This is a genomic window from Roseixanthobacter psychrophilus (genome assembly GCF_043195195.1).
Taxonomy (GTDB): domain Bacteria; phylum Pseudomonadota; class Alphaproteobacteria; order Rhizobiales; family Xanthobacteraceae; genus NCEH01.
Map to the genome: position 1 here is coordinate 176,606 of NZ_JBAFWT010000002.1, position 19,974 is coordinate 196,579.

Genomic DNA, 19,974 nt, shown 5'->3' on the forward strand with positions numbered 1-19,974 from the left:
ATGTCGGCCTAAAGGGAATAGTCTGCGACACGAATATTTCCGAGACGCCTATTCATCGAGGCTCGGCAGCAAAATGACCTCCGCCGGCGCGCCAGGGCCGTGGTCCTCGACGAAGTCCAACGTATCGACGCGGGACAGCCCGCCATCGGTTTCGATCAGCACCACGGCATCGCGTGGCATCTGCATTAGCGCATCGAGCAATTGGGCGACTGTCATGGCGATCCGCGCTCCCCAGGGTCGCGCGCCGGATCAGCGTCTTGTACCGGTGCGCCGTCTTCATCGAATGCCAGCGCTGCCGGATCCTCGTCCAGCATGACGATTTCGGCCCGTTTGAGGCGGCCATTGGCGTGGTATTCATAGCGGTGGGACAGTTCCACCTCGCCATAGACCATCTTGTCAAAGCCACGCAGTGCGCCGGCCGGATTGAAATAGGCGCGGATGAAAGTGTTGCGATTGGAAAGCGCCGCAGCTTCAATCCCATTGACCAGCGTGAACGGCAGTTTCACGCCGGTGTAGGAAACGAAGTATCGGCACTCTTCCTGCGCCTGATCCGCCATCCGCATGCTCTCCCTGTGTCCCGTCAGTCCGGGTGAATCATAATTTCCATGGTTTCATCGAGGTCGGTGAAGGGGTCGGGAAAGCCGTCATCCTCCACCAGTTCGATGCCGCACACACAGACCTCGCCGTCCACGACGGCCAGCGCCAGCGGCTCCAGGTTCTTGCCCTTGCAAGGGCCTTTCACGCACGCGCCCGTGTCGATCTCGAACGTTGCGCCGTGCCGGCCGCACCGAAGGAACTCCCCGTCTTCTGTGAGGAATTTTCCAGAACCGATATTCAACCAACGTCCCTCGTGCGGGCAGACATTGGCATAGCCGAAATAATCATTGGTCAGGGTGCGTACGACGAAGATGGGGAAAGGGCGTGTCTCCCGGTTCTCCCCGGTCTCCACGATGCGCGACAGGCGAAACGACTTCACGCTGCCGACTTCGATGCTGGATGTCTGGCAGATGACGAAGACCTCGATTTCCCCTGGCGACATCCTCAATTCCTTGTCTTGCGACGCGTCCGTCCCGTCGTCGCGCGAATGATGTGCTTCGGTCCAAGAAAGCGCCTCGGTCCAAGCACGCGCGTCAAATCGCGGACAGCGTCCGTGCCCCCTGCAGGGTCGGATAATTTTCGCGAAGGAGCCTCTCCAGTTTGCGGCACAGGGCTGTGTCGGAGGCCGCTCCCGGTCCCACGAAATCTGTGCCTTCGTCCCAGATTTCGAAGAAGCAGTGCAACTCGTCTTCATGGGCCGCGTCGGGGATCACGGTGAGGTCGTTGAGACGGGCAATGCCGTCGGCCGAAACCTCCAGCCGCCAGCTGCGATCGTCGGCGACCGACGCAAGGAGCGCGCTGACGTCCGCGGTGGTCCATGTGGTTTTCAGATCAAGAGCCATGCTCGTCCCTGTCGCAAACGCGACGCTCCCGGTCGGACTTCCCTCACAGGTGCATCCTGCGGGGGAGAATGCCCCGATATTTGCATGAAGCATGCCGGGAGAAGGCCGTGTGGCGTGTGCCCGCCAGCCTCCGAGAAATGGTGAGATGCCGCGATGGCGATGATGAAGCTCTACATGACCCCTGGATCTTGCTCCACGGGCGTCCACATCCTGCTGGAGGAGTTGGAGGAGGTGTTCGAGGTCGCTGTCGTGAACCTGCCGGCAGGCGATCATTTCAAGCCGGACTATGTCGCGATCAATCCAAAATCCACCATTCCGACCCTGGTGCGCCCGGACGGAACCGCGCTCACCGAAGTCCCGGCGATCGCCTTCTGGTTGGCCCGCAGCCGCGCGCGCGGGCGGCTGTGGCCGGAGGATGTCGAGCTTCAAACGCGCCTACTCGAGGCCATGGCATACGTGGTGGGAACCATCCACGGACAGGGGTTCGCACGGATCTTCGCGACCACAACGTTCGCCCGCTCCGCGGCGGATCATGAGAGCGTACGGGAGCTCGGCCGCGAGATTGTGCGCAAGGGCTTTTCCGTTCTCGACGAGACATTGGGCGCTGGCCCCTATCTCGCCGGCTCCTTCAGCGCCGCCGATCCAATCTTGTTCTATGTGGAATTTTGGGCCGACAAGACGGGCATAGACCTGCCGAAAAACCTGCTCGCTCATTATCGGCTCATGCTCACCCGCCCCGCGGTCTCGGGGGTGTTGCGGGAGGAGGGCTACAACATCTCCATGCTGGGGCAGCAGGTGGCGGAGGGGGTGGCCTGACGCGCATGGTTCTTGCTTTGGGAACCGCAGGGGCCCTAATCCCTTGAAGGAATTGTCATGAGCCAGATGTTCATCGTGGAAGAGCGCAATCAAGACGACATGTCCCGCAAGGCTGGGATCTATCTCTATGGTGATACGCGGCTCTGGCTGGATGGCGATGTGGTGCATCGTGCAGATGGCCCCGCCATCATTGGCCCCGATGGGGTCGAGCGCTGGTACATTTACGGCAAGGACATGACCCGGGACGTCAATTCCTTTTTCTTCGAGAACCACTGGCCGGCCCAGAAGGGCCTCGACACAGCCGAAAAGATGGCGTCGTTTCAGGATCAGTTTCTCAAACTGGGATGATCGTGCGGTCGATGGGCCGCGATGACCTTCACCGGAAGAGCAACCTCCAGGGAAGAGCAACCCGCTGCTGTTTGGGGAACACTCGACCGCAGGGCAATTTCCCCAGCCGGCATCACCGTCAGCGCTACCATCGTGGACCCTGTGCCATCCTTGCCCGGATCGTGGCAGGTGGCCCGTGCTATTGCCTTCCTGGCCATGTCCGCCTGATGCACCATGGCACAGTGTCGCCGTGGACGGTCGCGCGGGACCCCCCGCGTCCCCACGACCTCGGCAAAGAGCCGTTGAGCTTTTGCCGACAGTCAGGGACGCGGCGACGTATCCGGCTGAAGGCCGGACGACAACACAGGGCGGTAATAAGGGGCGGCCCCAAATCTTGGTGCCGCTCAGAAGATGCGTTGGTCGCGCGGCGCTATCACGCTGCGGTGGACGTGACTTCGGCCTTCAACGCTTCGAGCTTGTCCTGATCAATCCGGAACAGCCCGCGCCCACCTGAGAAGGTCTGGTAGACATCTCCGGCGCGGTCGCTCAGCAGGTTGAACCAATCCTGCGGGGTCAATCCCGCCGGACGATCGCTGACCTCAACCACCGAACCGTTCGGCACGAACCGAACATGGATCATGATCTTTTCCATTGTTTCCTCCATGCCGGTCAGAAGCCGGAACCGAAGCCGAGAAGCTCAATCTTGATATTCTCGGTGCCCAGAACCTTCGTCTGGCAGGCAAGCCGCGACTTGGAACCGACGCCGACGATGGAATCGAGCCGCTCGTTCTCCTCGCGGGCGATCTTGGACACGCCCTTGCGGCCTTCCTGGACGAAGATGTGGCAGCTGCCGCAGCTCGCCTTGCCTTCGCACTTGTGGGGGATCTCGATCCCCGCGCCCATCAACGCGGCCAGCAGGGTCATGCCTTCCACCACTTCGAATGTCTTGTCGACGGGCATTACGGTAAGCGTGGTCATTTCTTCTCTCCTGAGCTTGCGGTGTTAAGTTTTAAAAAGGTGATCCTAGCCGTTCTCAGTAGATCGCCGCCCCGGCGCCGACATTGATGGACGCATCCTTCATTGTGGCGACGATGAATTCGATCTGGTCCTCGGTAAGATGGGTGTGGAACGGGAGGGCCACCGCGCGGTCTGACAGCTTCTCGGTTACGAGCAGGTCGCCTCGGCGGTAGCCAGTGTCGAGGTAATGGCGCTGAAGGTGCAGGGGATTGCAGTATCCCGCCGCCTCCACATCCTCCACCCGCAAGTCTTCGACGATAGCGTCGCGACTGGAGCGAGAGAAGCGGTTGCCAAGATGAACAAGATACAGGAACCAGTTCACCTCGGTGACGTCCGGCCCTACATAAGGGTCCTTGATGCCCTCGAACGAGGCGACGTGCTTGTAATAAAGATGCTCGATCATCCGCCGCCGCTCAAGGATCTCATCGATGCGCTTGAGCTGCGCGAGGCCAAGCGCCGCGGAAATATCGCTCATGTTGGCCTGATAGGGCGCCGAGCCGGTGACCACCACGGAGCCGCGCTCTTCGAGGCCGTGGGCTCGGTGCCGGCGCACCGTCACCGCAAGGTCGATGTCGTCGGTCACCAGCATGCCGCCCTCTCCGCAGGTGAGGGCGGAGGGTTGGGAAAAGTCGAACACCGACATGTCGCCGAATGTGCCGACCAATTGGCCCTGGTAGCGCGAGCCTATCGCCTCCGTGGAATCCTCCAGCAGTGCGAGGCCGTGCCGTGTCGCCAGCTCCCGCAGGGCGGCCCAAGCGGCAGGGTGGCCATTGGTGTTGGCGGCGATGATGGCGCGCGTCTGCGGCGTGATCTTCGCTTCCGCCTTCTCCGGCGCCAGCGTTCCGGCCCAATAATCGATCTCGGCGAAGACCGGGCGGGCGCCGGCGAGGCTGATGGCGTGGGCTGTTTCCCGGAACGAATAGGACGAGGCGATCACCTCCGCTCCCTCGCCGATGCCATGCGCCTTGAGCGCCAGCAGAAGACCGATGGTGCCGCTCGGCACCGCGATCGCGTACTTGCGGCCAAGATAGGCCGCAAACGCGGTCTCGAAGGCTGTGACCCCAGGGCCGGCGGAGAGCTGTGGGGCGCGCATGGCGTTGTCCACCGCCTCGATCTCCGCGAGCGTGATATCGGGATCGGAGAGGGGGATAAGCTCGTTCGCGTCCTCATCGACGCAAGGGTCCGCTAGATCTTGTGAGAGGGCGGGTCCGTTCATGGCTGCGCCTTGCGGGTTGCCAGCACGATCCCGGTCGCGCGCGCGGGGTCGGCGGTGATCTGCACGCAATGGTCTGCCGCGTCCAACAGGTGCACCTCGAACCGTGGATAAATGCGGAACGGCGCCTCGGTCACGTCGGAGGCATCGCATCTCGTCCATGACAAATGCGGAAAACGCCCTCGCAAGTCGGCGAATACCTGAGGGCCCACATCTGCGACGGAAAGTATCTGGTCGATCTGCGTCAAGTCGTCCGCTTTCAGCGCCATGTCCATGATCCTGTGTTCGAGATCCGACAATTAGAACTATGCAAGATCATTGCCAGAATGTGCGCTCTTCATCGATGTTGAGTTGGTCCAGGACCGAATCCAGCCGGATATGGACGCTGTGCAGCTCCCAATTGCCCGACCGGTGGTTTTTCCAGAACAGGCGCCAGGTGCGCCCCTCGGACTCAAATAGAAGGAGGGCGACGTCGATGATGCCGCCCTCCGCGTCGATGTTCCGGGAGCAACAGGGACTGGCGATCCGATAGCCGCCCTCGACATCCTCAACGCTCGGTTCGACATAGCGATAGCGTTTGCGGGCCTTGAGGCCGCGCGCGATGCGTCTGCGGTCCAGCTCATTGGGGTGAGGCGACCGTGCAGCCGACAGGGTCTTGAGAATTGCCGCATTCATGGCCCAGCTCGCGCGCAAGAACTCGCGCCGATCAGCTTGCATTTCAGCTGATCGGATGACGATTTCTCGATCAATGGTCTAGAGGCGGCCGCCGATCAGGTTCGGTTGACTTGATCGGATCCGGCTCTAGAGCGGAACGATTTCTTCTTCCAGACAGCCGACCACCAAATGCTCGCCGAACTCGACGAGATAGATCGGCATGTTCGCCTCAGTGTGTGTCCCGACCTGAACAATCTCACCGGCGGCGCCGATGCCGACCAGCAGTGCTTCGATCGGAGCCTGCGGAAACGACCCGTCGTTGTGAAGGTCGACGGTCGCCTTCACACGCTGTCCCCATTGGTATTTCGGCAGCCTAGGCTCAATCACGCTGTGGATCCTCCGGGCAGTGGAATGTCCGCCATGTCGTCGCGGGAATGGACTGGCTCCAACTCCTTCTTCTTCATGCCGACGCGGTTTCCGCTCTCCATGAATTCGACGCCATAGATATAAAATTGCTGGAGGAACGTGCCGATGCTGACCACGTATCCTTCCTCGCCTTTTTTTGCGAGGATGTCGCCGATCTCCTTGCCGGCATAAGTACCGTCGTTGCGTATGGTCCGTTTTGCCTTCACCTTCTCGCCGAAGGAAAAATAGGGCGGAGCCGTAATCTCGACGACGTCACTGTCTCGAACAATGTTGCTCATCGCGGATACTCCATTGATCGACCTTGGTTCTCCGTCGTGCGCGAGCGCGCCATGTCCTGAACGAACGTGTCGTCATCCTCGGCAAGTTCGGCGATGTCCTCTACCGCGATCTGCCGCGCCACTTCGTAGCGCACGCGCCAATCCGGATCGTGCCGCAGGCGGGGCAGAAGGTCGGGGGCGAGGCGCTGGGCAACTTCGAGGCGTACCGCCGCGTCGGCATCGTCCGCCATTTGCAGCAGCCAATCGCGCGGCAGGCGCTGGGCGACGATCTTGCGCACCTCGACTTCAGGATCGTCGATCATGCGGGAAAGCAGAGGGGGGGCGACACGGCGCGCGATGACAAGGCGCACGTAATAGTCGCTGTCGTTCATCATCGCGATCAGTTCGGCGTCGTCGAGCAGAGACACGATGCGGATGCGGACCTCGCGATGCGGGTCATTGCGCAGCGGCAGGATCAGCCGTTTCGGCAGCCGGCGTGCCGCGTTCCAGCGCACGGTTTCCTCGGGATCTTCCAGCAGCGGCTGCAGCACAAACGGGCTAGCATGCTTGGCGGCAATTGCCCTCACCTCGAAATGGGGATGGGTCACATAGCCATTGGAAAGGCCGGGATTCCAGTTGAAGAAGCGATCGATGCGACGTGCGTACCGGTCGTGCACGCATGCGTGCTTCAGGCGGCACAGGCCGGCGCCGAGCAGATCCTGATGCGAGCAGGCGGAGCAGTCGATCTCGTTGCCCAACCAATCGCGAGCCTCGTCGATCTCATCCTTCATCGTCCTGCCCTATGCGTTCGAGAACATCGAGCAACACTTTCGCGCCGACCTTATCGCTAGGATCGAGCTGGATCAGCTTGGTGACAGCGGCGTGCCCTTCCTCAAGATTGCCGAGGCGCATCTGGAGATAGGCGTAGCCTTTGAGCGTAAAGAGAAAGAAGCGCGGCAGCATGGCCTCGTACCGGCTGAATTCGGCATCACCCGCCGAGACCTCCTGCCATCGGGCCGGCAGGTTGTTCTCGCGGGCCGCCTTGTCTAGGCACTGCTTTGCCACGGTGAGAGCCTCCGCAAGGCGCCCTTTGTAGAAATAGAAGCGATAGAGGCCGATCAGCACCGCGGCATGGTCTGGCGCGAGCGCCTGGGCCTCCCGCAGATGCCGCTCGGCCACTTCATCGAGGTGATAGGAAAGCCCAGCCTGATGAAGGTGCGCCTCGGCGGCAGGTGGAAGCCCCCCGCCGAGGAGTGCGCCCGTCAGCACGGCATCGTCGAGGACGCCGGGAACTGAGCCCGGCGCTCCCACTTGGACCATGTCGTGACTTGCGGTCTGCATCATGACCCAGCCCTCTTACGGCGACGTCTGTTTAGCCGTGCGAGCTGCACGAGCGGGCCTTGGGATCGTGGAAAACGAGCCCTGTCTGGGCTGGTGTGTCCGCGAAATCGATGGTGACACCGTCGAGCAACTGGCGGCTTTCCGCCGGCAGGAAGAAGCGCACGCCATTGCGCTCCACGATCGCGTCGCCGGAAGCCGGCGAGGGTACCACGGCGATGTCCGCGGAGAGCCCGGAGCATCCGCCGGGCGATACCGCCAAGCGGAAGCCGCTGGTGGCCCCACCGTCGGCGCGCAGCATGAGGCGAACGAACTTTTCGGCCGCCGGCGTGATGGTAAAGTTCATGAGGCTCTCCTCAGGCCGGGGCTTGGTAGCGGGGATAAGAGGTGTCGATGACGCAGGTGTCATCGACCGGGCACACTGCAGTGCATTGCGGGGCGTCGAAGTGACCGATGCATTCGGTGCACTTCTTGGGGTCGATAATGAACGTTCCGTTCTTCTCCCGGATCGCCACATTCGGGCATTCGGGTTCGCAGGCGGAACAGCTCGTGCACTGCGAGGCAATGATCTTCAGGGCCATCTTAAGCTCCTAGAGGTCTTCGATTTTCGAAAGTTCACGCCGCAGTGATCAGGGCGCCCTGACGGATCTCGGCATCGCCGCGCTCGACATGCTCGATCTCGCCGCTGTTCACCTTGTCGAGGTATGCCTTGAACCAGGCGATAGCCGACTTCTCGATGAACTCGTGGGCGTACTGGTCCACCGGGTCGATGCCGGCCTTCTGAAGGTCGCCCTTCGGGCAGCCACCGATCTTCGCCACGAACACCGCATGGCAGTCGTTGATGGCGCGGATCACGGTTTCGAGGCTGTCTTCATCGCCGTAGCCGCCCTGGCAATAGAGGTCCACGCGGCGGTGGCCGACGAATTTGGCGCCAGCGGTCGAGAGTTCGTAAACCTGGAATTCCTTGGCGTGGCCGAAATGCTCGTTGATCAAGCCCGAGCCCTTGGTCGCGACCGCGACAAGCAGCTTGATGTCGCTCTTTTCGCCGGCGAGCGTCGTCAGCTCTTCCTGCTTGGCGGCAACCTTGGCGACGCGCTCTTCTTCCACCATGGCCTGATAGGCCTTGCGGCTGTCGAGGTCGTAATTGACCTCCATGGCCATGATCTTGTCGGTGGTGAATTCCGCGCTGCGATCTTCACCCAGCAGACCCACCGCGTCGGCGCGGCACTGCCGGCAGTGGCGCATCATGTTCATCTCGCCCTCGCAGCTGTCCTGCAGGGCTTTCAGCTCCTGTGCGGTCGGACCGCGCTGGCCGGTGAGGCCGAACACGGTGCCGTGCTCGGGCGCCGAGATGAGGGGCATGATGTTGTGCAGAAAGGCGCCGCGGGATTTCACGGCCTTGTTCACTTCCACCAGATGCTTGTCGTTGACGCCCGGGATCATCACCGAGTTGACCTTGCACAGGATGCCGCGCTCGGTCAGCATTTCCAGCCCCAGCAACTGGCGGTCGGTGAGCAGCTTGGCGGCTTCCACGCCGGTGTAGCGCTTGTGCTTCCAGAACACCCAGGGATAGATCTTCGCGCCGATCTCCGGATCCACCATGTTGATGGTGATGGTGACATGATCGACGTTGAAGCCGGCGATGGTGTCCACATGGTCGGGCAAGGTGAGCCCGTTGGTGGAGAGGCAAAGCTTGATGTCGGGCGCAGTCTTCGAGATCAGCTCGAAGGTCTTGAAGGTCTTCTCCGGATTGGCGAGCGGGTCGCCGGGGCCGGCGATGCCCAGCACGGTCATCTGCGGGATGGTGGATGCGACAGCGAGCACTTTCTTGGCAGCCTGTTCGGGGGTCAGCTTTTCGCTGACCACGCCGGGGCGTGATTCATTGGCGCAATCATATTTGCGATTGCAGTAATTGCATTGAATGTTGCAGGCGGGCGCCACGGCCACATGCATGCGGGCATAATGGTGGTGGGCTTCCTCGCTGTAGCAGGGGTGGTTCTTCACCTTTTCCCAGATTTCCGTGGGCAGGTCGTTCTGGCCTGCGGCCGAGCCGCAGCTCGCCTTGCCGCTGCCGCCCGATGTGCCGCAGCCCTTGTGTTCGGCAATCGCCTGCATGACGTCACTGACAACCGCGCCGCTTTGGGCCGCGCCGGCTTCGTGCTGTGCTGATGCGTGCATGTCCGTTCCTCGCTGATGGCCAAATTCAAGAATGTCCTGAGGAGACATGAGCAACTCGCGTGCCAGCGAGGTAAAAAATCAAAGTTTGAGCAATATCAATTTCTTGCAGATGATCGTTCGCTGTCGCCTTGCGAACACGCCTCGACGAAATCTCTGGCGGTATGTTGGAAAGATTACAGATGTCGCGGGGCTGTCCGCCTTTGGTCGGGATGGGGCTTCCGTGCCCTGAAAAACGCATCGGAGCGCCGAGGCGCTCCGATGGATTTCAGGCAGAAGGGTGAGAAAGATCAGCCACACAGGATTTCGACGGCACGCTCCAGCGGCAAGGCGATGGGGGTAAGACCCTGCGAGATGAAGAAACGCATTTCGTTTTTCGACAGCGCTTGCTGTTCGACCAGCACATAGTGCTGAGAGCCGGAACGCTTGGAGACCTGCCGCGCGTAGGTCCGCAAGAGCTGGTCGTTGAACCGGCAGCCGATGAACAGGAAATTGCGTTCCGTGCGCCGATCCTTCACGACGTCAGGAATGGGCGTCTGAATGTCAATCTCTGTCAGGACTTCCACATAATCCGCGTCGGATATCAGGAAGTTCTTGGCCGGCGCGATCGAGCCATGGGGCTTGTAGAGCAGGGTGGTCCAGCTCGGTGCCGTCGCGCGGCCGGTCTCAGCACCGGTGGCATCATAGAAGCGATACCAGCGGTCTTCGCCGATGCCGGCACGGGTGATGCCCTGCACCTCACCCCAGTCCGAGCGCTCGGCGAGCGCCGTGCGCATGGCGCCATCGTACCAGGTGTCGACGATCATCGGCAGGCCCAGCGTCGCGAGATGGCGATGCAGGGTGGTCGGTTCCACCGGGGGGGTGAAGGCCTCGGTCATCAGCGCCGTCACGGTGGAGCGGTGCTTCATGCTCTCGATATGCTGCGCCGAGGCCCAGGCATTGCCCCTGGCGCGGCGCGGCAGCGCCACCTTGGTAGCGAAGAAAGCCGCCAGGGCCTCCGGATTCATGGGGATCGAGGGCTTGGAAAGTTCCGTCAGGCCCGGGCCGAGATAGGGCACGATGGCGCCGCCGCGCAACTGCTCGGCAACCTTGGTCAGCACGGCCTCGGCATCGACGGCATTGGCGAAATCAATATGGGGAATGGGGGCGTTCATCGGCGTTCAACCTTCTTCGCCGCGCTTGCGCGCATTGATGGTGATCGGCAGCGTGGTGCCCGCCGCCATCTCCGGCAGATCGAGCACCCAGCCGTTCGCGATGCGAATCCAGCCGCCCCAAAGGGTCTCGTGCTCGAATTCCACGATCGGCTCCTCCAGGTCCTTCTTGGGCACGTAGATGGACAGGCCGGTCTCGGGCGAGCGGCGGATCATGATCTTCATGGGAAAGCTCCGTGAATGGCGATGTGTTCGGGTTCAGACGTGCCGCACCACTGTCACGACGGTGACAATGTCCGGAGTTTCGTGATGATCTCGGGCAGCACCTGTAAAACCCGGTCAACTTCATCGACCGTATTTTCACGCGAGAACGAGAAGCGAATGGCGCCGCGCAGCGCGGCGGCGGGCACGCCCATGGCACGCAGCACGTGGGAGGGCTCCATGGATCCGGACGAGCAGGCCGATCCCAGCGAGGCCGCGATGCCGGCGCGGTTGAGGTGATGCAGGATGGCCTCGCCCTCAAGATGCTCGAACGCCACGTTGGACGTGTTGGGCAGGCGGTTCGCAGTGTCCCCGAGCACCAGGCAATGGCCGATCTGCTGCACCACGCTCTGTTCCAGCCGGTTGCGAAGATCGCCCACTTGGCTGCCCTGCGCATTGATATGTGCAAGTGCCAGTTCAGCCGCCTTGCCGAGGCCGATAATGCCAGGAACGTTCTCCGTTCCGCCGCGCCGCCGCCGTTCCTGAGGGCCGCCGCGCACCAGTGGGCTGAATTTCGTGCCCTTGCGAACATAGAGGGCACCGATGCCCTTGGGGCCGTGCAGCTTGTGTCCCGACAGCGACAGCATATCGATCTGCATCGCTTTGAGATCGATGGGGATCTTGCCCACGGCCTGGACTGCGTCGGTGTGAAACAGGGCGCCGACCGCATGGGCCAGATCGGCGAGTTCGGCCACAGGAAATAGCGTACCGGTTTCGTTGTTCGCCCACATCACCGAGGCGAGCGCGGTGCGCGGGCCAAGCGCATTGCGATAGGCGTCCATGTCCAGCCGTCCGGCGGCATCGACCCCGATCAGGTGAACCTTAAGGCCCCGTGTCGCCTGCAGGTGATCGAGCAGGGTGAGCACGGCGGGATGCTCCACTGCGGTTGTAACGATCTCATCCCGCCCCTTCTGCCCATCAAGAGCGGAGAGGATGGCGGTGTTGTCGGATTCCGTTCCGCCAGACGTGAAGATGATCTCATGGTCGAAAGCCGCGCCGAGCAGAGCTTGCAGGCTCTTGCGGGCGGCCTTCAGGCCGGTTGCGACCTCATCGCCGAAGGCGTGGGCCGAGGAGGCATTGCCAAACTGCTCCGTGAAATACGGCAACATGGATGCGACGACGGCGGGGTCGGTGCGCGTCGTCGCATTGTTGTCGAGATAGATCGGCACGGAGCACCCCGATCAATGCCGCGCCTTGGCGGCGCCGGCCACAGGGACGATGCGCACCAGTTCGCCGAGGCGTTCAACCACCTTGGACTGGATGCCTTCCAGCGTCATGCTGGCCAGCTTGCAGAACACGCAGGCGCCGGTGAGCCGCACCATCACCTTGTTGCCCTCGATGCCCAGCAGCTCGCAATCGCCGCCGTCGCGCTGCAGGTTGGGGCGCACTTCTTCGATCACCGCCTTGATGATCCGCACGCGCTCGCTCTCTTCGGTGGGCTGCACCTTCAGGTTTTCGGACTCGGCCAGCATGACGTTCTCCTGGAGAGATTTTCTGCGGAAGCCGGCGTGCGCGGCAGCCCAAACGGCCCGTGCACGCCGTGGCGCGAAGCTTTGGATCAGCCGAAGGATTTGCCGCAGGAGCAACTGGACTTGGCGTTGGGGTTCTCGAACGTGAAGCCGGAGCCTTCCAGCGCCACAACGAAATCGATGGTCGTGCCGGCGAGATATTCGTGGCTCTGATTGTCCACGAAGACCTTGACGCCGTTGCGTTCGATCACGGTGTCGTCGGGGCCGGCTTCCTGCACCAGGCCCATCTGATACTTGTAGCCGGCGCAGCCGCCCGCTTCGACCTGGATGCGCAGCCCGCTGGCCGGCTCCGCAGCGGTATTCATGGCGGTGCGAACCGCGTTCACCGCACTGTCCGTCAGGTTGATCATGGTCGCCTCGCTGGATAGGACTTGTCTACTCCCCTGTTCAGCAAGTCCCATGCCAGCGGCTATAGTTTTGAATTCGCGGGAGATTTCAGATTTCGGCCTGTGGGTTTTGCGACGCGTGTCGAGTTTCCGACAGGGGTCTCGGCGTCCGAAAGAGGACGTGTCGAAGGTCGCTCCCGACGTCTGGCCCGCAGTCGCTCACGGACCGCCGGATGTCAGGCAGCACCGAGATCTATGCCTCGGAAGATCGCGCAGCGCTCGAATACGTCGAGGGTCGGGGGCACGCGCTTGTGGCGGCAATATTTCGCCACCAGCTTGGCGAGGCCCTTGATGTCGCGACCGCTGGTGGAAGGGAAGACATCCACCAGCGCGTCGAGCAGGGGCGCATCCATCGCGAGGCCGAATTGTTCGCTCATCACGGTCCAGATCCGCCGGCGCGCCGCGCTGTTGGGCGGGTGAAATTTGATCAAGGCGATGCAGCGCGAGACGATCGCTTCGTCGATATCGTCGATGCGGTTGGTGGTGAGGAACAGCAGCCCGTTGAAATATTCGAGCACCCGCAGGAATACGCCGACCACCGCATTCATGGCGATGTCGTCCTCGCGCCGCTTGATATAGACGTCCGCCTCGTCGATCAGCATCACCGCGCCCCAGCGTTGGGCCCGGGTCAGCGTGTCCTTGAGGGCGTTTTCCATGGCGGCGGCATTGAGGCCCAACTGGCCGGAATGCACCCGGTAAAGCGGGCGCTGGATGATCTCGGCGTACACTTCCGCGGTCAGGGTCTTGCCGACGCCCGGCGGACCCGCGCAGAGCACGGTGGTGCCGCCGGATTTTCCCGCCACGATGTCGTCCATCAGGAGATCCATCTCGGCGGTGAGGATGTCGATAAGGTCGGTCTGCTCCTCCGGCAACACCAGCTTTTCCCGCAGATTCGGTTGGTAGGCGTAGGGCTCCATGTCGTCGGCGTGCACCCACAGATAATGGTGCAGGTCGAGGTGGAACATCAAAATATAGGGATGGATCGGGATGCGGCTGAACAGACCGGGCCGGATCGCCGCCTTGGATTCCTCCACTTCCTCCTCGGCGTCGTAGAGATTGCTCTTGGCCGCCTTGCGCAGATATTGGCCGAGGATATCGCCGGTGACCTCCAGGGTCAGGGCGCGGGCGGTGAGGATGCTTTCGTCATTCACCAGCCGCGCGGCTCCGCCGCCTGAGGACAGCACGACAACGTCCTTGCGTGACCAATCGGTATCGCGATGGGAGGCATTGGGATCGTCGGTATAGAAGCCGGTGCCGCGACCGGAGAATTGGGCGCCATAGCGGCTGCGCCAGGCGAAATAGCGCGCCTCGGTCTCGTCATAAGCGGCGATCAGTTCCGGCGTTTCCTTCAAAAACCCCTTGGCGGCGAAGATCTCCGCCACCGTCTTGCCGGCGATGTCGCCGCCGGAAATCCGCAGGGTGGCCGAGGTGATGGCGCCTTTGGCATTGGCTTTCAGTTCGACGAAAACGCGCCCGGTCTCGTCATTGGAAGGGGGCGTGTAATCCAGGCGCGTCACCACATATGGGAGGGGGCGGCTGGCGACGCTGGCCGTGAACATCCAGCCATGGATCGCATCCTGGATCAGGTATCGCGCGATCGCCGGAACCACGGCTTCGAGGTCGTGCGCAGCAAACCTGACACTTTTGTCGTTGAACGCGCGCTGCAGCGTCGCAATCTGCGCGAGCCGCGTTTGCATGTGCGGGCCGGCCCCGCGATAGAGGTCCTGCAGGAAATCGAGTTCCGCGCTGGAGAGATGGGTAAAGGCGACCTCGACCTTTTCGCCGAAGCGCAATTGCTCCTTGAGCGGCGCCAGGGCTGGAAAGCTCGTGACCATGGCCTCGATATAGGGGCGCTCAATCTGAAGCTTCATGGGGATCTGTCGGGTTTGAAAGAATGGCACGCTCGTCAACGGGGCATGCATGGTTTGCGCCAGAGTTTGCGCGGCACGCTATTTGAATAGGTCGTCCCGACCGGCGCTCGTGCGCCGGAATCTGGCTTGAAAACCGGGGATGGTTCCATGACGACGCTTGAGAAGACGACGACGATCGAGGAGACCGCGCTCGCTCGGCTTGATCGGGAGGGCCGGCTGCTCAACGCGGTTCTCAAGGCGCCGACCAAGAAGCCGGGCCGCTTCGGCTTCCGGGGTGACATCGCCTTGAAGTTCCAGGCCCAGGTCGCCGACGAAAAGCGCCCGCCGGACTTTTCCATCGAGCAGGTGCTCACCGTCGTGCAGGCCGGCGAGCCCACTATTCCGATCCTGGTGGGCTATATCCATTCCTTCGCTTATCTCTCAGTCGCGGCCGAGGTGCTGAAAGGTCTGCTGAGCCCCAGCGGAACGTATTTCATCTTCGCCAACAACATCGATCTTCTGGCCAAATATCGGGTGGTGATCGACGGCGTTACCTTCTTCGTCCTGCCGTGCGATGAATCCACGGTTTGGAAGGAGATGATGGACCTGATGAGCATCGACAAGAACGATGTGAAAAAGCTCGATACCGCAGGAAAGTTGGATCACCTGCTGGATGCTGCACTTGGCTTTAATGAAGCCTATCCCACGATCACCTTCGAGGAAGGCGTCGCGCGCATGGAGCCGGTGAAGAACCGCAACGAGAACCGGCCCGTCTGACGGGCCGGCCGGCGATCACACGTCCTGCGGGTCTGCCTCGACCTCGTCATCCTCTTCAACAAGGGTGACCCCGGTCACGCAGATGTCGTTGTCCAGAACCGCCAGCGCCACGGGGATCAGGCTCTTGCCCTTGCAGGGGCCGTCCACGCAATTGCCGGTGCCCAGTTCGAACAGGGCACCGTGCTTCCCGCACATGATGCGGATGCCGTTCGGGTCCAGGAACTGGTTGCGCTCCCAGTCCAAATTGACCCCATCGTGCGGGCATTTGTTGACATAGCCGAACACCTGGCGGCCCCATCGCACCACGATGATGGGATAGGGGCGGCTGTTGCCGTTCTCATCCACCACCATGAGATTGAAGCCGGCCGCCCTCTGGCTTGGAATGTCGCTCATGCTGCAGATGGCGTACGCCACATTCTGATCCATATTGCCCTCGGTCATGAGGAAACTCCCGGTGCTTGCAAGTCCGCGAGCCGGACCGGTGCGGACTGGGTCTTAGCGAGAAGCAGGCGGTTGGCAGCGAGCGAGAATTCTTGCCAGGCGGCTGCGATGTCGCGCAGGATGGCCTGCACATAGTCCTTGGATAATTGATGTTCGTCAGGAAAATTCGATAAAGCGCACGATGTGCGGTTGAAGGCTATGACGTCGTCCACGAGGGCCTGCATGAACGCGCCGAACGGCTGCTGGATCAGCGGCGTGAGGCTGGAACGCCCGCGTTCGACCGTTGCGGTCCGCGTTGCGAGCGGCACATCTTCCAGTCCAACCAGTGCGTTGGCGAACACCTGCTCCACCGCGGCGAGGATCGCCCGTTGGGTGATCTGCTCGCGCTGTTGCGTGGCGAGGGCCTGCGTCAGGCGGCGGCGATAGTCGTCCAGCGCGAGATCGCCCTGCAAGGCCACCCAGGCGGCCCAGGCGACAAGCCCGTCGCCGCCGGTATCGTTGTTGCCGAAGGACGCCAGGGAGGCCGCAGCGCCGCTCGTGGCCCGTTCGGCGAAGCTGCGGGTCAGTGCCCTCTCGATGCGCCGTGCCGCTTCCAGGGCGCCTTCCAGATAGCCGGCGCCTGTGGTCGCGGTCTCCGACCCGCCGAAGTGCAGCCGGCCACCCCAGAGTGGACGGCGCAGCAGCGGGTTGCCCATATCGGAATGTTCTGCCACCGGCGCATCGCGGTCGCGGGTGCTGCAGGTGAAAGGCTCGTTCGCCCAATCCTGGTAATACTGAGTGCCGCCTTCGCCCGTTTCGCCGAAGAGCTGGACCATTTGGTTGTCGATCAGCGTCGGCAGGCCCACGGCGAAGCTCTCCCGCAACGGCGGCGACAGGGCGATGAAGCCGCCCAACGCCGCCTTTTCGGCGCGCCCGTCGCAGGCATCAAAGACCTCGCCGACGACCGCCTGTTCGTGGGTCACGAAGGCATTGCCGGAAAGGCCGGCCTCCCGCCACGCCGCGTGGGGATAGGCGATCATGACCTTGGCCCGCGAGGCCATCCAGGTCTCGGTGCCGCGCATGGCATCGCACAAAGCCGTGTCGAGTTCCGGCTCGAACCGAACATCCTGTTCGACAAGCCGGGGGGGCAGGGCGAGCACCACCTGTCGCGCCTCCACCGAGACCGTGTGATCGCCGACACGGAAGGTCAAGGACACATGATCTCCGCGATCCGCGACGCGGGTGAGGACATGCTCGCGATAGATCTGAGACGGCGAAAGGTTGGCGGCGAGGATGTCCACCAGGCGCCCCATGCCGTCTTCGAGCCGGCGGGCATCGCCATGCACCTGCCGGTCCGCCATCTGCTCCGCCCGCTTGTCAGGATCGCGCAGATGCAGCACCACGCCCGCGTCGTGCTGTGGGATGTTTGAGAGCCCGGCCTCGGCGATCAGGCTGCTGACAAGGGGTTGGCTCTGCGGCCAAAACCATGTGGGACCGAGGTCCATGGCTTGGCCACTCGCCTCGTCCGTCACCGAGAGGATGCGTCCGCCGAGCCGCGCGCGGGCTTCGAAAAGCGCCGCCTGACGTCCCTGTCGGGAGAGGCTGTGCGCCAGGGCGAGGCCGCACAGCCCGCCCCCGATGATCGCCGTATCCAGCATGGCTTGCCTACATTGTTCGTCTCGCAGAAGGCTCTTGCAAGATTCGCGCAACATCCAAGGCAGGAAGAAAGTGGCTGTCCGGCTGCGGCATCGCGGGATCCCACGCGGGACATCAACTGGCACAAAACTTGATCTGTCCTTCTGCAACGCGCCTGTGTTTGGAGACCGACATGAACGTTGCAGAAGAATTTGCCCAAGCGTCCCTCGAAGAGGTGAAGGCGGCGCTGGCCGGGGGCACCTTGACCATCTATTCCGTCGCCCGCCCGCTCACCGCCGATCGGCCGGTGGAGCGCAGCGGCATTCTCACGACCTTCACATTCGCGTCGCCCGCTTTCGGCCCTGAGGACGAGGGCGTGGAAAAGCCCCTGTTCGTGGTCGATGCAGTGCCCGCGGTTACCGTGGGAACGCCTGGATTTGCAAGGGCGCGCACCGCCGACGGCAAGGTGGTTGCGGATTTCTCCGCCGGCCCGGGCGATCGTGAGATCAAGTTCGCCGAGGTGTCCTGTTCGGTCGGGGCGCCGGTGCGTGTCGCGTCCTTCAGGTTCGTGTCGGAAGGCGGCTGGCCGGAGCGGCCGGACTATTACGATTCCCATCCCCAGCCCGGATATTCCATGCCCCGCGTTCTGTGAGGCAGTAGCGAGATGAGGGCGACACCGGGCCTTCTGGCCCGGTGTCAAATCCACGACAGCGGGTCGGCTTTCCGACAGGGAGATCAAGTGCATGACCTCGGACACGCCTGAAGGACTGGTGAGCACCGAATGGCTTGCCGCGCATCTTTCGGATCCGAACCTTCGGATCCTCGATTGCACCTGGCATCACACCAGCACGAATCTGGATGGACGCACCCAATATCGCGGGCGCCATCTCCCCGGCTCAGTGCATTTCGATATCGATCATGTGGCCGACACGTCGAGCCCGCTGCCGCACATGCTTCCTAACGCAGCCGATTTCGCCAAGAAAGTCGGGTTGATGGGGGTCGGGACCGGCGATCTGGTCGTCGTCTACGATCGCTTGTACGGCGGTTCCGCTGCTGCCCGGGCCTGGTGGATGTTCCGCGCGTTCGGTCATGACAATGTGGTCATGCTGGACGGGGGCTTTGGCAAGTGGGTGAAGGAAAAGCTGCCGACGGAAATGTCGCCGGTGCGCCCGGAGCCCCGCGCCTTTGAGGCGGCTCTGCGGCCCGAGTTGGTTCGCAGCATGGGCGAGGTCCGCGCCAACCTGCGCACGGGTGCCGAGCAGCTCATCGACGCGCGCGGTCCCGGGAAGTTTGACGGGACGCAGGAAGATGTCTTCCCGGTGAAGAAGCTCGGCCATATTCCCAATGCCATCAACATTCCCTGGGCCGATCTGATCCACCCCGAGACCGGTGCCCTGCTCGGTCGCGAGGCCTTGGCGGCGCGGTTCGCGGCGGCGGGCATCGACCTTGGCCGGCCGATCGTCACCACCTGCGCCTCCGGCATTTCGTCCTGCGTCTTGGCGCTCGGGCTGTATCTGATCGGCCAGTCCTGCGTCGCTGTCTATGACGGCTCGTGGGCGGAATGGGGATCCGTGGAGGACACGCCGGCGGCAGCGGCGGTTGCGGCATGAGCCGCCACCAACTGGGCGAGGCCAAGCCATGAGCGAGCAGACAGGTGGACCCGGCATTATCCTGGAAGGGGAGGAGTATCAGCTCCGCGCCGAACCCGATGGTGCCGCTTTCGTGCTGCGGTTCAAGACCGACCACATGACCGCCCATCTCGCCGGTGACGATGCGGCGAGATTCCGCAGCGATTACAATGCGATCCGCGAGCAATATCCCGCCTGGAAGGCCGATCAGGCCCTCGCCCAGCTCTGGGATCAGGGCGGTTATGGCTGGCTGGCAGAAGCAGAGGAAGGCACATCATGACCACCCTCATCAAGACGACCTTGGATGGCCGGAAGCTTGAAGTGATCGGCCTCGCCATCTGCCTGGACGGAGCCTTGGAGGCGTTCGAGTTGATCGAGGTGAAGGATCATCCGAACCGGCGCGCCATTCTCGCCGCCGTGCCGGACGCCACCCACACGGCGGGACGGCTGCCCTTGACGCAGGCGGAGGTCGATAAGGTGTTGGCGGCGTTTGCAGAAGCGGAGGCGGAAATCCTGGCGAGCCCGGCGGCGATCAATGAGCGATTTCGCATCGCCGCCATGTGGAAGGCCCGCGAGCAGGGCATCGAATAGCCTGCCGCAGACCACCCGTTTCGGAAGAAGAACAGCGGTTCAAACCCGGATAACCCAGGTTGAACCGCGAAGTTCGCCGATATT

Annotated in this window: 31 protein-coding genes; 7 read left to right on the plus strand and 24 right to left on the minus strand. The window is 62.6% G+C overall.

The window, feature by feature from the left end:
- Window positions 1–48 precede the first annotated feature (48 nt).
- The 4 genes from V5F77_RS03145 to V5F77_RS03160 form a co-directional block, all read right to left on the minus strand.
- The gene (locus V5F77_RS03145) at window positions 49–216 is read right to left on the minus strand and encodes a hypothetical protein (protein ID WP_429003869.1); all 168 of its coding nucleotides are present in this window, start codon (window positions 214–216) and stop codon (window positions 49–51) included.
- The gene (locus tag V5F77_RS03150; protein ID WP_429003870.1) at window positions 213–557 is read right to left on the minus strand and encodes a DUF6156 family protein; all 345 of its coding nucleotides are present in this window, start codon (window positions 555–557) and stop codon (window positions 213–215) included. Before V5F77_RS03150 ends, V5F77_RS03145 begins: the two co-directional genes overlap by 4 nt.
- A gap of 23 nt (window positions 558–580) precedes the next feature.
- The gene (locus V5F77_RS03155) at window positions 581–1,039 is read right to left on the minus strand and encodes a Rieske (2Fe-2S) protein (RefSeq protein WP_429003871.1); all 459 of its coding nucleotides are present in this window, start codon (window positions 1,037–1,039) and stop codon (window positions 581–583) included.
- A gap of 91 nt (window positions 1,040–1,130) precedes the next feature.
- A complete protein-coding gene (locus V5F77_RS03160) occupies window positions 1,131–1,439 on the minus strand; it encodes a hypothetical protein (RefSeq protein WP_429003872.1) in 309 nt (102 codons plus the stop codon).
- A gap of 162 nt (window positions 1,440–1,601) precedes the next feature.
- Here V5F77_RS03160 and V5F77_RS03165 point away from each other — a divergent pair, with 162 nt between their 5' ends.
- Complete coding sequence (locus V5F77_RS03165; RefSeq protein ID WP_429004034.1) at window positions 1,602–2,255, plus strand: glutathione S-transferase family protein; 654 nt, start codon at window positions 1,602–1,604, stop codon at window positions 2,253–2,255.
- A gap of 57 nt (window positions 2,256–2,312) precedes the next feature.
- On the plus strand, window positions 2,313–2,603 hold the full coding sequence (locus tag V5F77_RS03170; RefSeq protein WP_429003873.1) for an aldehyde dehydrogenase: 291 nt from the start codon (window positions 2,313–2,315) through the stop codon (window positions 2,601–2,603).
- A 412-nt stretch (window positions 2,604–3,015) separates the two neighbouring features.
- On the opposite strand, the gene V5F77_RS03175 is transcribed toward V5F77_RS03170, so the two are convergent.
- From V5F77_RS03175 to V5F77_RS03260, 18 genes are all read right to left on the minus strand, one after another.
- Entirely contained in the window at window positions 3,016–3,234 is a 219-nt protein-coding gene (locus V5F77_RS03175; protein ID WP_429003874.1) for a hypothetical protein, read from the minus strand.
- 17 nt (window positions 3,235–3,251) lie between these two features.
- On the minus strand, window positions 3,252–3,560 hold the full coding sequence (locus V5F77_RS03180) for a 2Fe-2S iron-sulfur cluster-binding protein (RefSeq protein WP_429003875.1): 309 nt from the start codon (window positions 3,558–3,560) through the stop codon (window positions 3,252–3,254).
- A 55-nt stretch (window positions 3,561–3,615) separates the two neighbouring features.
- Window positions 3,616–4,815 (minus strand): DegT/DnrJ/EryC1/StrS family aminotransferase, encoded by a 1,200-nt coding sequence (locus tag V5F77_RS03185; RefSeq protein WP_429003876.1) that lies wholly within the window; start codon window positions 4,813–4,815, stop codon window positions 3,616–3,618.
- Window positions 4,812–5,081 (minus strand): hypothetical protein, encoded by a 270-nt coding sequence (locus V5F77_RS03190; RefSeq protein WP_429003877.1) that lies wholly within the window; start codon window positions 5,079–5,081, stop codon window positions 4,812–4,814. The genes V5F77_RS03185 and V5F77_RS03190 overlap by 4 nt, the downstream gene beginning before the upstream one ends.
- A 46-nt stretch (window positions 5,082–5,127) precedes the next feature.
- Window positions 5,128–5,487 carry a DUF3024 domain-containing protein gene (locus V5F77_RS03195; RefSeq protein WP_429003878.1) on the minus strand — a complete coding sequence of 120 codons (360 nt, stop codon included), beginning with the start codon at window positions 5,485–5,487 and terminating at the stop codon, window positions 5,128–5,130.
- Window positions 5,488–5,613: 126 nt separating this feature from the next.
- A complete protein-coding gene (locus V5F77_RS03200) occupies window positions 5,614–5,853 on the minus strand; it encodes a nitrogen fixation protein NifZ (protein ID WP_429003879.1) in 240 nt (79 codons plus the stop codon).
- Window positions 5,850–6,170, minus strand: a complete 321-nt coding sequence (locus tag V5F77_RS03205) for a nitrogen fixation protein NifZ (RefSeq protein ID WP_429003880.1) — start codon at window positions 6,168–6,170, stop codon at window positions 5,850–5,852. Before V5F77_RS03205 ends, V5F77_RS03200 begins: the two co-directional genes overlap by 4 nt.
- Complete coding sequence (locus V5F77_RS03210) at window positions 6,167–6,940, minus strand: 4Fe4S-binding leucine-rich repeat protein (protein WP_429003881.1); 774 nt, start codon at window positions 6,938–6,940, stop codon at window positions 6,167–6,169. The genes V5F77_RS03205 and V5F77_RS03210 overlap by 4 nt, the downstream gene beginning before the upstream one ends.
- Window positions 6,930–7,469 (minus strand): hypothetical protein, encoded by a 540-nt coding sequence (locus V5F77_RS03215; RefSeq protein ID WP_429004035.1) that lies wholly within the window; start codon window positions 7,467–7,469, stop codon window positions 6,930–6,932. The genes V5F77_RS03210 and V5F77_RS03215 overlap by 11 nt, the downstream gene beginning before the upstream one ends.
- A 52-nt stretch (window positions 7,470–7,521) precedes the next feature.
- Window positions 7,522–7,833, minus strand: a complete 312-nt coding sequence (locus tag V5F77_RS03220; protein ID WP_429003882.1) for a HesB/IscA family protein — start codon at window positions 7,831–7,833, stop codon at window positions 7,522–7,524.
- A gap of 10 nt (window positions 7,834–7,843) precedes the next feature.
- Complete coding sequence (locus V5F77_RS03225; RefSeq protein ID WP_394081273.1) at window positions 7,844–8,068, minus strand: 4Fe-4S binding protein; 225 nt, start codon at window positions 8,066–8,068, stop codon at window positions 7,844–7,846.
- A 34-nt stretch (window positions 8,069–8,102) separates the two neighbouring features.
- Window positions 8,103–9,665: a nitrogenase cofactor biosynthesis protein NifB gene (gene nifB / locus V5F77_RS03230; RefSeq protein ID WP_429003883.1), complete on the minus strand. Its 1,563-nt coding sequence runs from the start codon at window positions 9,663–9,665 to the stop codon at window positions 8,103–8,105.
- Between the two features lie 287 nt (window positions 9,666–9,952).
- Window positions 9,953–10,816, minus strand: a complete 864-nt coding sequence (locus V5F77_RS03235) for an SIR2 family NAD-dependent protein deacylase (RefSeq protein ID WP_429003884.1) — start codon at window positions 10,814–10,816, stop codon at window positions 9,953–9,955.
- 6 nt (window positions 10,817–10,822) lie between these two features.
- A complete protein-coding gene (gene nifT / locus V5F77_RS03240) occupies window positions 10,823–11,038 on the minus strand; it encodes a putative nitrogen fixation protein NifT (protein ID WP_429003885.1) in 216 nt (71 codons plus the stop codon).
- A gap of 53 nt (window positions 11,039–11,091) precedes the next feature.
- Window positions 11,092–12,243: a cysteine desulfurase NifS gene (gene nifS, locus V5F77_RS03245; RefSeq protein ID WP_429003886.1), complete on the minus strand. Its 1,152-nt coding sequence runs from the start codon at window positions 12,241–12,243 to the stop codon at window positions 11,092–11,094.
- A 12-nt stretch (window positions 12,244–12,255) separates the two neighbouring features.
- A complete protein-coding gene (locus tag V5F77_RS03250) occupies window positions 12,256–12,546 on the minus strand; it encodes a NifU family protein (RefSeq protein WP_429003887.1) in 291 nt (96 codons plus the stop codon).
- 86 nt (window positions 12,547–12,632) lie between these two features.
- Window positions 12,633–12,953 carry a HesB/IscA family protein gene (locus V5F77_RS03255; protein ID WP_429003888.1) on the minus strand — a complete coding sequence of 107 codons (321 nt, stop codon included), beginning with the start codon at window positions 12,951–12,953 and terminating at the stop codon, window positions 12,633–12,635.
- Between the two features lie 212 nt (window positions 12,954–13,165).
- Window positions 13,166–14,860: an ATP-binding protein gene (locus tag V5F77_RS03260; protein ID WP_429003889.1), complete on the minus strand. Its 1,695-nt coding sequence runs from the start codon at window positions 14,858–14,860 to the stop codon at window positions 13,166–13,168.
- Between the two features lie 147 nt (window positions 14,861–15,007).
- On the opposite strand from V5F77_RS03260, the gene V5F77_RS03265 reads away from it, so the two are divergent.
- On the plus strand, window positions 15,008–15,616 hold the full coding sequence (locus V5F77_RS03265) for a hypothetical protein (RefSeq protein WP_429003890.1): 609 nt from the start codon (window positions 15,008–15,010) through the stop codon (window positions 15,614–15,616).
- A 15-nt stretch (window positions 15,617–15,631) separates the two neighbouring features.
- Here the strand turns inward: V5F77_RS03265 and V5F77_RS03270 are convergent, their stop codons facing one another.
- The gene (locus tag V5F77_RS03270; RefSeq protein WP_429004036.1) at window positions 15,632–16,042 is read right to left on the minus strand and encodes a Rieske (2Fe-2S) protein; all 411 of its coding nucleotides are present in this window, start codon (window positions 16,040–16,042) and stop codon (window positions 15,632–15,634) included.
- Window positions 16,043–16,053: 11 nt separating this feature from the next.
- Complete coding sequence (locus V5F77_RS03275) at window positions 16,054–17,694, minus strand: flavin monoamine oxidase family protein (protein ID WP_429003891.1); 1,641 nt, start codon at window positions 17,692–17,694, stop codon at window positions 16,054–16,056.
- A gap of 170 nt (window positions 17,695–17,864) precedes the next feature.
- Here V5F77_RS03275 and V5F77_RS03280 point away from each other — a divergent pair, with 170 nt between their 5' ends.
- From V5F77_RS03280 to V5F77_RS03295, 4 genes are all read left to right on the plus strand, one after another.
- Window positions 17,865–18,323: a hypothetical protein gene (locus V5F77_RS03280; protein WP_429003892.1), complete on the plus strand. Its 459-nt coding sequence runs from the start codon at window positions 17,865–17,867 to the stop codon at window positions 18,321–18,323.
- 91 nt (window positions 18,324–18,414) lie between these two features.
- Window positions 18,415–19,281, plus strand: a complete 867-nt coding sequence (locus V5F77_RS03285) for a sulfurtransferase (RefSeq protein ID WP_429003893.1) — start codon at window positions 18,415–18,417, stop codon at window positions 19,279–19,281.
- 28 nt (window positions 19,282–19,309) lie between these two features.
- On the plus strand, window positions 19,310–19,579 hold the full coding sequence (locus tag V5F77_RS03290) for a hypothetical protein (protein WP_429003894.1): 270 nt from the start codon (window positions 19,310–19,312) through the stop codon (window positions 19,577–19,579).
- Window positions 19,573–19,890: a hypothetical protein gene (locus tag V5F77_RS03295; RefSeq protein ID WP_429004037.1), complete on the plus strand. Its 318-nt coding sequence runs from the start codon at window positions 19,573–19,575 to the stop codon at window positions 19,888–19,890. Before V5F77_RS03290 ends, V5F77_RS03295 begins: the two co-directional genes overlap by 7 nt.
- Window positions 19,891–19,974 lie beyond the last annotated feature (84 nt).